Source organism: Xylophilus sp. ASV27 (assembly GCF_016428875.1).
In the GTDB taxonomy this organism is placed as follows: Bacteria; Pseudomonadota; Gammaproteobacteria; order Burkholderiales; family Burkholderiaceae_C; genus Xylophilus.
Genome location: NZ_JAELTO010000136.1, coordinates 1 through 9,813 on the forward strand (window position 1 = coordinate 1; position 9,813 = coordinate 9,813).

Consider the following 9,813-nt stretch of genomic DNA (forward strand, 5'->3'; position numbering starts at 1 on the left):
CGCATCCATCTGTGCGTATACCACTCGCAATTTCCACTGCTGATGCGCTCGGCCATCGAGTACCGGCTCGACACAGCGCTCGACCGCCGCAAGGAATTTGCCGTATTCGATCTGCCCGACATTCGACAACGCCTGGATGCTCATGGGGAGCAAGATCAGCTGTTCATCGTGCTCGCGTCTCCAGTCAGTGAAGTGGGTCGGGACCATTGCTACGACTGGGCCGTGGTGGAGCCATCTTCCATGCGATCGTTGATCCAGTTGGCCGGCCGTATCCGGCGCCACCGGCCCGCGCCCGTGGAAAAACCCAACCTGCTGATCTTCAATCACAACCTGCGTCACTTCGATCACCCAGGGCAAGCTGCATTCTGCAAACCGGGGTTTGAGAACGACCACGATTTCCGCCTCATGCACCATGACCTTCAACGCCTGTTGGCACCTGAAGAGCAGGACGTCATTGATGCCCGCCCGTGCATCCTGCCGCGCACCGATGTGCCGCTGGCCCCACGGGAACGACTGGTCGATCTGGAACATGCGCGGCTGGCAGCGCGCATGCTGCCGCAAGCAATTACACCGTCGGCCCCTGCGGCACCCCTCAGCGCCGCCACCTCTTGGCTTTCGCCCGATGCGCATCTGTCCGGCGTGCTGGTGCAACAACAGCCATTTCGGTACGACCCGCTTCTCCGTCTGGACCTGGTGTTGCTTCCCAAGGAGGATGAAAAAGACTATGAGCTGCACCGGGTCGTCAAAGGGGATCGCCGGGGAGAACCGGACTATGTGCAGGTGGATGGCAGCCAGAACCACCGTGTGCCACCAACGGCGGTTCAAGGCGAACGCATTGCGCCATGGGGCGAGGTCGATTTCATGGCGGCGCTGCGTGAGCATGCCGAGGCACTGGATCTGTCGCTCTATGAATGCGCGCGCCGCTTTGCGGTAGTCAGTTTGCCGAACGCGACGCAAGGGTGGAGATTCCACCCCTTACTGGGGTTCTCCAAGGAACGGTAGCTGCCTATGCGGCAGTGAACAAGGTGCCCGAAAGCAAAAGGGCAGTTTTCTGAGCTGCCTATGCGGCAGTGCCGAACAGTGTAGCTGCCGCATGTACCATCGAGCGAAAGAGCAGTGGCTTAAAAGAAAAAGAGCAGTGGTATTGACCAACCAACGGAAGACCCCCCACAATGCAAACTGCCCAGACCGTTGGAGCGGTCTGGGCAGTTCTACACCAATAGCTGCCTAGCTGCGCCGATAGGAGGACCCTGTGTTTATCAAACACGAAAAGTTATTACGTTGATCGCGGCTTAACCCGTTTTCTCAACGCCCCTGGGCATTGGTTGCTCAGGGGATTCTACTTTCTGCTCGTCAAGAGCAAAGGAATCCTATGTCTGCCCCCCCTTCTTCAGGGCGGCGTGAGCGCGTCCGCGCGGCCATTGAAGCGTTCTTGCAAGTACGCTTGGCCATCAAGACCGACAAGCTCCCGCCCGACGACCCTCAACGTACAGCACTGACGGCACAGCATCAGCGCAGTACATGGCTGGCTGACGCGGCTCGCCGTGTGGCGCAGATCCAAGCGGTGACCCATTCGCTCAAGCCCATCCATCCCGATGCGCGGGGCACCAACCTGTATGTTCCGCCCAGCCAGTTGCCTCAGCGCACAGAACTGGGCAGCCACGTACTGGGCCCGCAGTTCGCCAGCGACGTGGTGGGCAACGCCGCCGCGCTCGACGTTTACAAGCTGCTCAAGCTGGACGTGGATGGCCGCACGTTGCTCGAATGGCTGCTGGCGGGCGATGCCGACGCGCAGGCCGCATTGAGCGACGATGCCGCGCAGGCCACGGCGTGGCGTGACGCGTTTGTGGGCCTTACTCAACCACGCGGCGATGCGGTCTCCAGCCACACGCAGGCCAAGCAGTTGTACTGGCTGGCCGAAGGCACCGATCCCACATACGACGACGCCTACCATCTGCTGGCTCCGCTGTATGCCAGCTCTCTGGCCCACGCGGCGTTCGCGACACTGCAGGACTACCGCTTTGGCGACGCCAACAAGGAAGCGTGGCAAGCCCGCCGCGACAAACGGGAGCATGGCCGCGCCTACCACCACTACCCCAACCTGGCCGTGCAAAAGCTCGGGGGTACCAAGCCACAGAACATCTCGCAGCTCAACAGCGAACGGGGCGGCAGCAACTATCTGTTGGGATCGCTGCCACCGTCGTGGAAATCGCAGGACGTGAGCACACCGTGGCACATGGACTCGGTATTCGAGAAGGTGTACGGGTACCGCAAGGAAGTCCGCACCATCGTGCGAGACCTCCTCTATTTTTTGAAATCCGACCCGTCTCCCAACAAAGACACCCGCAACCGAGTGGACGAAGCCATCGAGGCACTGATTGATGAGCTGCTGGAAATGGCCGGCCGATTCCAGCACGGGCTGGAGGCCGGATGGAGTGCGGACAAGCGCTGCGACTTGCACGAAGCCGAGCGGCTATGGCTGGACCCGGAGCGTGCAGCGCTGGCGGACGAAGCCGACTTTCTTGCCAAGTGGATGCAGCAGGACTGGCCTGCACAGATTGGCCACCGCTTCGGCAACTGGCTCAACAAACAGTTGGACAACTTGCTGCACGGCAGCGAAGTGACTCAGCGCGAGTGGAAGAAGGCTTTGCTGGTGGACGAGCGCGACACGGGCTGGGCCAGCGCATTGCATGGCATGCGCGGCCGGCTCGGCGCCCCCACCTATATCCCTGCACGGGAGGGAAAAGCATGACTGGCACCACAACAGCTCTGCCGCACTGTGGGGGCCTGCTCGTGCTGCCCCACCTGCGTATCCAGAACGCCAATGCCATATCCAGCCCCATGACGCATGGCTTTCCTGCCATGAGCGCCTTTTTGGGCTTTGCATGGGCGTTGGGGCGCAAACTGGCCGCAGAGAACATTCCACTGCGACCGGTCGGTATTGGCGTTATCTGCCATGCACACCAGGAGCAGGTCAACGACGCGGGCTACGTGCGTACTTTCCACCTGAGCCGCAACCCGGTGGGCAAGGATGGAAGCACGGCCGCCATCGTGGAAGAAGGCCGCATCCACCTGGATATCACACTGGTGATCGGTGTCAACGGCGGCCCGTCGGACAACCCTTTGCTGCGGGAGGAAGCTGCGCAAGAAGCACTGGCCCGGCGGGTAGGGGAGATCGTGGCATCCATGCGGGTGGCTGGCGGCAGCGTGCTTCCGCCTGTACGCGGACCAGGGCGGCGCATCCGCCCGGAGCTGGTCCGCATTGCGCAAGACCCGGAAGATGCGGCGAAGCAGTTCAGGGCACTGCGCCGGCAGTGGCTACCGGGCTTCGCGCTGGTCAGCCGCGATGACCTGCTGCAGCAACGCCTGGCCCAGCTTCGCGCCCAGGATCCCCAGGCGCATGCGCTGGATGCCTGGCTCGATCTGGCGCGGTTCAACTGGCGGCCACGCCCTGCCTCTGGTGGCGCGCCGCCCCCCGATGGCAAGGTGGAATGGCAGCACGACCATGACGATGGCTGGATCGTGCCCATCCCCGTCGGGTACGGCGCGCTGTCAAGTCTCTACCCCGCCGGAGCCGTTCGCCATGGCCGCGACCAGACCACGCGCATGCGCTTTGTGGAAAGCCTGTACTCCACCGGCCAGTGGATCGCACCACATCGCCTGACGCGACTGGCTGATTTGCTGTGGTACGCCGACCACCAGCCCGATGCCGGCTTGTACCGCTGCCGCAACGACTACCGGCCGCTGGTGCCGGTGCCACAGAGCGCACCAACCGGCCATGCGGCCGACAAGCTGCTCTCCTTCAACTGATTTCACGGGACCGACCCATCATGGCAACCACCACTTCCCTCAAAACCGCCTCCGTCCTCGCCTTCGAACGCAAGCTGGACCCGTCCGATGCGTTGCTCTTCGCCGGCGCCTGGGCCCAGCGCGACGACGCCACCCGCTGGACACCCGTGGCCGTGCGCGAGAAATCCGTGCGCGGCACCGCGTCCCATCGGATGAAAACACGAGGTGGCTCAGACGCAGCCAAGCTCGACATGAAGTTTGAGTCACCGAACCCTCAATTGGTTGATGTTGCAACGCTGCCCAGCGATGCCGACACCTTGCAGACTCGGTTCACGCTACGCGTGCTGGGCGGCACCGGCACCCCCTCTGCCTGCAATGAGGCCGACTACCGCAAGAAGCTGCTGGAAACAGTACAAGGCTATGTCCAAACGCACAGCTTTAGCGAGTTGGCACGGCGCTATGCCACCAATCTGGCCAATGGCCGCTTCCTGTGGCGCAACCGTGTAGGAGCAGAGCAAGTGGAGGTGCGTATTGCCCACTTGGTGGACGGGAAGGCAGCAGCGAGCTGGACCTTCGACGCGTTGGCGCTGTCGCTGCGCGGCTTCGACATGCCGGCTCACCACGGGACAGCGTTGGCCGAAGTGGCCGCACTGATCGCAAAAGGCCTGTCGGGAACACAACATGTGCTGTTGGAGGTGACGGCTTTCGTACGCTTGGGCGCCGGGCAAGAAGTTTTCCCCTCGCAGGAGCTGATCCTGGATCGCGGGCGTGGCGACAAGAGCAAAACGCTGTACCACGTGAGCGAAATCGCTGCCATTCACTCGCAAAAGATCGGCAATGCTCTGCGCACCATCGACAACTGGTATGCCGGCGCAGGCGAGTTGGGCCCTATCGCGGTAGAGCCCTATGGCTCCGTCACCACGCACGGCAAGGCCTATCGCGTGCCCAAGGGCAATGAAGACTTCTACTCGCTGCTGGACAACTGGATCCTCAAGGACAAGGTGCCCACTGCGGAGCAGCAGCACTTTGTGATTGCCACGCTGATCCGCGGCGGCGTGTTTGGCGACGCCGGCAAGGACTGAGGGATTCACGATGGACCACTACATCGATATCCGTTTGCGGCAGGACCCCGAGTTTTCGACAGCGCAGTTGATGGGAACGCTCTTCTCCAAACTGCACCATGCACTGGTGCAGTCGCAGGCCGACGACATTGGCGTGAGCTTTCCGCAGTTCGACGGCCGTCGCGTCACGCTGGGCGATCATCTGCGCCTGCACGGCACACAGACAAGGCTGCAAGTGCTGTACACCCAGCCCTGGTTGCAAGGCATGCAGGACCACGTCATGGCCTCCCCGCCACAGCCGGCGCCGGGAAACGCCCGCCACCGCATCGTCCGCCGGGTGCAATCGCACTCCAACGCCGATCGCATCCGCCGGCGGCAGATGCGCCGCAAGGGATGGACCTATGAAGAGGCATGCCAGCACATCCCGGACACGGTGGAGCGCCTGCTGCCTCTGCCACACGTTCATTTGCGCAGTAGCAGCACAGGCCAGAACTTTGCGCTGTTCATCGAGCACCTGGCGGTTCAGGATGCCCCGGTGGCCGGGCAATTTTCTACCTATGGATTGAGCCCGAGCGCCACGGTGCCCTGGTTCTGATTTCTTGACCCTTTTTTGGGTCAACAAAAAAAGTTCAATAAAAACAAGAAGTTGGAGATCCTGCATGCGAAAGGGGAAAGCTCACTGATCTCCAACATTTCCTTTTCTGCTCAAGGGGTTGCAGGTTTTCCTGTGTTGTTCACTGCCGGATAGGCAGCTCAGAAAGCCCACCGCGCTGCGCCTGCGTTGGGCGGCCCGTTCACTGCCGGATAGGCAGCTCAGAAATCCAGAGCCATCAGGTAGTCACCGCATTCAACGTTCACTGCCGGATAGGCAGCTCAGAAAAGCCGGCGCACCCGGCTGTGCGCGACGCGGCCGTTCACTGCCGGATAGGCAGCTCAGAAATCGAAGTCCTTCAGGATGTACTTACTGACGTAGTTCACTGCCGGATAGGCAGCTCAGAAATTCAGCGCGTTCAAACAGCGCTGGTTCCAGCCGTTCACTGCCGGATAGGCAGCTCAGAAATTACCGTAGTCAGCCACGCCGAGGCCGAAGGTGTTCACTGCCGGATAGGCAGCTCAGAAAGCTCAGGTTGGCATCGCTCAGGTCGGCACCGCGTTCACTGCCGGATAGGCAGCTCAGAAAGCCCGCCTGCGCAAGGCTCAGGACTGACGGGAGTTCACTGCCGGATAGGCAGCTCAGAAAAGGCCCGAGACGCTGGTGTTGGAGGCATTTGCGTTCACTGCCGGATAGGCAGCTCAGAAAGCGTGATGCGCTCGACCCACGCTTGATCCAGCGTTCACTGCCGGATAGGCAGCTCAGAAAAGGCTCCACTCGGACCAGAGAGCGCGATGACCGTTCACTGCCGGATAGGCAGCTCAGAAAATCATTGGCAAGCTGGCGGACGCCGGCATCGAGTTCACTGCCGGATAGGCAGCTCAGAAAATTCGGAGCCTCTACATGGTCCTCAACAACATGTTCACTGCCGGATAGGCAGCTCAGAAAAGATAGGCCATCCCATCAGCCAGCATGCGAACGTTCACTGCCGGATAGGCAGCTCAGAAAAGCTCGTCCGTGCCGCGCACACGCACGCGCCAGTTCACTGCCGGATAGGCAGCTCAGAAATGCAGCGCGTCGCGCAGCTCGCGGAACTCGCCGTTCACTGCCGGATAGGCAGCTCAGAAATGGCTCAAGTCTCAGGCGGTGCAGGCGTTTGCGTTCACTGCCGGATAGGCAGCTCAGAAATGCGGGATGTAGAGCCAGCGGCGCAGCACCAAGTTCACTGCCGGATAGGCAGCTCAGAAAGATAACCAGGACGTGCCGCTGGAGGAATATCCGTTCACTGCCGGATAGGCAGCTCAGAAAAACGGCATGGGTTGGAGCCGCTCATGTCCTCGGTTCACTGCCGGATAGGCAGCTCAGAAAGCGAGTGGCCATGGTTTGCCAGAAAGCGTGAAGTTCACTGCCGGATAGGCAGCTCAGAAAATCCCTGAGGCGCAGTGCGTGCTGCGCAACGGGTTCACTGCCGGATAGGCAGCTCAGAAAATCACCCGGAAGAACCCATGAACATCCAAACCGTTCACTGCCGGATAGGCAGCTCAGAAATTTGGCATCAGCAACGGCAGCAACGCCATCGGGTTCACTGCCGGATAGGCAGTTCAGAAACATGCGCGCTGACACCGACTCGAAATCGATCCGTTCACTGCCGGATAGGCAGCTCAGAAAAGGCGCTCGGCCAGGTCCTCGGCGCGGAAACTGTTCACTGCCGGATAGGCAGCTCAGAAACCCAACCCCTGTGTAGGCACGCGGCAGATAAAGGTTCACTGCCGGATAGGCAGCTCAGAAAAGGCACGTAGCCGCCAGTCGAACGCGGCTGCTGTTCACTGCCGGATAGGCAGCTCAGAAAAGCGCGTACTCCTGCCCGCCCTTGAGCGGGATGTTCACTGCCGGATAGGCAGCTCAGAAATACAACTACGCGACCGCAGACGGCGTTACCACGTTCACCGCCGGATAGGCAGCTCAGAAAGGCCGAGATCCACACCGCCCGCCTGCGCAAGGGTTCACTGCCGGATAGGCAGCTCAGAAACTGCCAGCGGCCACGAGATTGCTCCGCACACGCGTTCACTGCCGGATAGGCAGCTCAGAAAAATTGCGCTTGGTCATATCCACAGCCCAGAATGTTCACTGCCGGATAGGCAGCTCAGAAAACCGCGCCGTGGGCTTGGCCGAGCGTCACGCCGTTCACTGCCGGATAGGCAGCTCAGAAACGCACCCAGGCGCGATGCACCGCTGGGCAGGCGTTCACTGCCGGATAGGCAGCTCAGAAAACCGACACCACCACCGCCGCAAGCCCGCAGCAGTTCACTGCCGGATAGGCAGCTCAGAAATTCGACGAAGTCTGGCGGCCCCGCCTGGTGGCGTTCACTGCCGGATAGGCAGCTCAGAAAACCTTGCCGATCTCGTTCGGCAGCGGCGTACCGTTCACTGCCGGATAGGCAGCTCAGAAAAGGCCCGAGACGCTGGTGTTGGAGGCATTTGCGTTCACTGCCGGACAGGCAGCTCAGAAAATCGGCGCACTGGACCTGCTGGTCGGCGTCAGGTTCACTGCCGGATAGGCAGCTCAGAAAAAGCCCATCGGGTCCAGGCTGATCGGCTTGGGGTTCACTGCCGGATAGGCAGCTCAGAAATCGCAGAGCTGCTCCTGAGCCGCTTCCCGCCCGTTCACTGCCGGATAGGCAGCTCAGAAATGCCGGGCAAGGCGCTCTTGTTCCTGCAGCGTGTTCACTGCCGGATAGGCAGCTCAGAAACTGCCGACCCGCTCAACGCTGACTGGCAGCAGGTTCACTGCCGGATAGGCAGCTCAGAAATTCCGGTCCACATGCACTACCGCAGCTGCAAGGTTCACTGCCGGATAGGCAGCTCAGAAAGCGAGGCGCATCAAATCCCGGCTGACTTGGTAGTTCACTGCCGGATAGGCAGCTCAGAAACGAAGGAAGCCTTCGGCCGCCAGGACAAGAAGGTTCACTGCCGGATAGGCAGCTCAGAAAGTGCTATCAGGTACGCAGACACCGTTATCCATGTTCACTGCCGGATAGGCAGCTCAGAAAATGAGGGCGAGGCCGCCCAGGATCGCCAGCATGTTCACTGCCGGATAGGCAGCTCAGAAATCCGTGTACGAGGCCAACAGAGCGACGACAGCGTTCACTGCCGGATAGGCAGCTCAGAAAGACATGCAGGAGACCACCGCGCCGGCGGCACTGTTCACTGCCGGATAGGCAGCTCAGAAATGTCCCAACAGCCCAAGCCCGGCAGCGTGCGCGTTCACTGCCGGATAGGCAGCTCAGAAATGTCCGAACAGAGCCGCGCCAAGGCCCTTGTCGTTCACTGCCGGATAGGCAGCTCAGAAAAGCAGGGCACGTGATCGGCTTGCACATGCCGCGTTCACTGCCGGATAGGCAGCTCAGAAAGTCACGCTGGCGATCGACTCGGTCACCATCTGGTTCACTGCCGGATAGGCGGCTCAGAAAAACGTGAGTGCCGGATCACGGCCGAAGTCCACGTTCACTGCCGGATAGGCAGCTCAGAAAAGGTGGATTCGTGGCGACGAGCGGCGTCGATAGTTCACTGCCGGATAGGCAGCTCAGAAAACCAGTCGCAGCGTGCCCACGGCCCGCATGGCGTTCACTGCCGGATAGGCAGCTCAGAAAGGGTGCTGGTCCTGGGGCTGTGGCCGATGTCGGTTCACTGCCGGATAGGCAGCTCAGAAAAGGCGTGTGGCCGCCTCGTTGACGCCCTTGACGTTCACTGCCGGATAGGCAGCTCAGAAAACGTAGATCACCCGTTATCGCAATATTGGTAGGTTCACTGCCGGATAGGCAGCTCAGAAATACATCCACGTCGACATCGACAAAGCAAGCAAGTTCACTGCCGGATAGGCAGCTCAGAAACATAGAGCAGGCCGCCCGCCGTGTGATGCCGGTGTTCACTGCCGGATAGGCAGCTCAGAAAATACGGCGTACTGCGCAAATGCCGTACAGATTCGTTCACTGCCGGATAGGCAGCTCAGAAAGTTGAGGGATTCATAGAAGTTGGATGCGATCCGTTCACTGCCGGATAGGCAGCTCAGAAAGCGTACTCGGGCGTGCGTGGGAAAGCCTCGTTGTTCACTGCCGGATAGGCAGCTCAGAAAACATACAGCAACTTTTTTGCGGCCAGCCGCAGGTTCACTGCCGGATAGGCAGCTCAGAAAGAGCCGTAGTGTCTGAATTTCTGGAGAGCGCCGTTCACTGCCGGATAGGCAGTGTTGATTTCCATGCAACCGCAACCCACCATTTCCATCTCGATCTGACCCACCCTGGTTCGTGAACTTCACGCTCACGTTGTGGATAAGTTCTTGGTCGCCTTCTCCTTCTTGGTGGTCTGTGGTGG

4 protein-coding genes, 1 pseudogene and 1 CRISPR repeat array are annotated in these 9,813 nt (G+C 60.7%); all 5 genes and pseudogenes read left to right on the forward strand.

Annotated features, from left to right (window positions below):
- Positions 1-1,002: pseudogene (locus tag JHD63_RS20115) on the forward strand (type I-F CRISPR-associated helicase Cas3f); the annotation flags it as partial.
- Positions 1,003-1,444: 442 nt separating this feature from the next.
- Positions 1,445-2,752 carry a type I-F CRISPR-associated protein Csy1 gene (gene csy1 / locus JHD63_RS20120; protein ID WP_233168485.1) on the forward strand — a complete coding sequence of 436 codons (1,308 nt, stop codon included), beginning with the start codon at positions 1,445-1,447 and terminating at the stop codon, positions 2,750-2,752.
- Positions 2,749-3,810, forward strand: a complete 1,062-nt coding sequence (gene csy2, locus JHD63_RS20125) for a type I-F CRISPR-associated protein Csy2 (RefSeq protein WP_198972586.1) — start codon at positions 2,749-2,751, stop codon at positions 3,808-3,810. The genes csy1 and csy2 overlap by 4 nt, the downstream gene beginning before the upstream one ends.
- Before the next feature lie 20 nt (positions 3,811-3,830).
- Complete coding sequence (gene csy3 / locus JHD63_RS20130; protein WP_198972587.1) at positions 3,831-4,871, forward strand: type I-F CRISPR-associated protein Csy3; 1,041 nt, start codon at positions 3,831-3,833, stop codon at positions 4,869-4,871.
- Positions 4,872-4,881: 10 nt separating this feature from the next.
- Entirely contained in the window at positions 4,882-5,445 is a 564-nt protein-coding gene (gene cas6f / locus JHD63_RS20135; protein ID WP_198972588.1) for a type I-F CRISPR-associated endoribonuclease Cas6/Csy4, read from the forward strand.
- 137 nt (positions 5,446-5,582) lie between these two features.
- Positions 5,583-9,634: direct repeats of the CRISPR family, unit length 28 nt; unit sequence GTTCACTGCCGGATAGGCAGCTCAGAAA.
- Positions 9,635-9,813: the final 179 nt, after the last annotated feature.

Coding starts and splice junctions, on each gene's coding strand:
- csy2 (WP_198972586.1), top strand. CDS start 2,749: ATGACTGGCACCACAACAGCTCTGCCGCACTGTGGGGGCCTGCTCGTG.
- csy3 (WP_198972587.1), top strand. CDS start 3,831: ATGGCAACCACCACTTCCCTCAAAACCGCCTCCGTCCTCGCCTTCGAA.
- cas6f (WP_198972588.1), top strand. CDS start 4,882: ATGGACCACTACATCGATATCCGTTTGCGGCAGGACCCCGAGTTTTCG.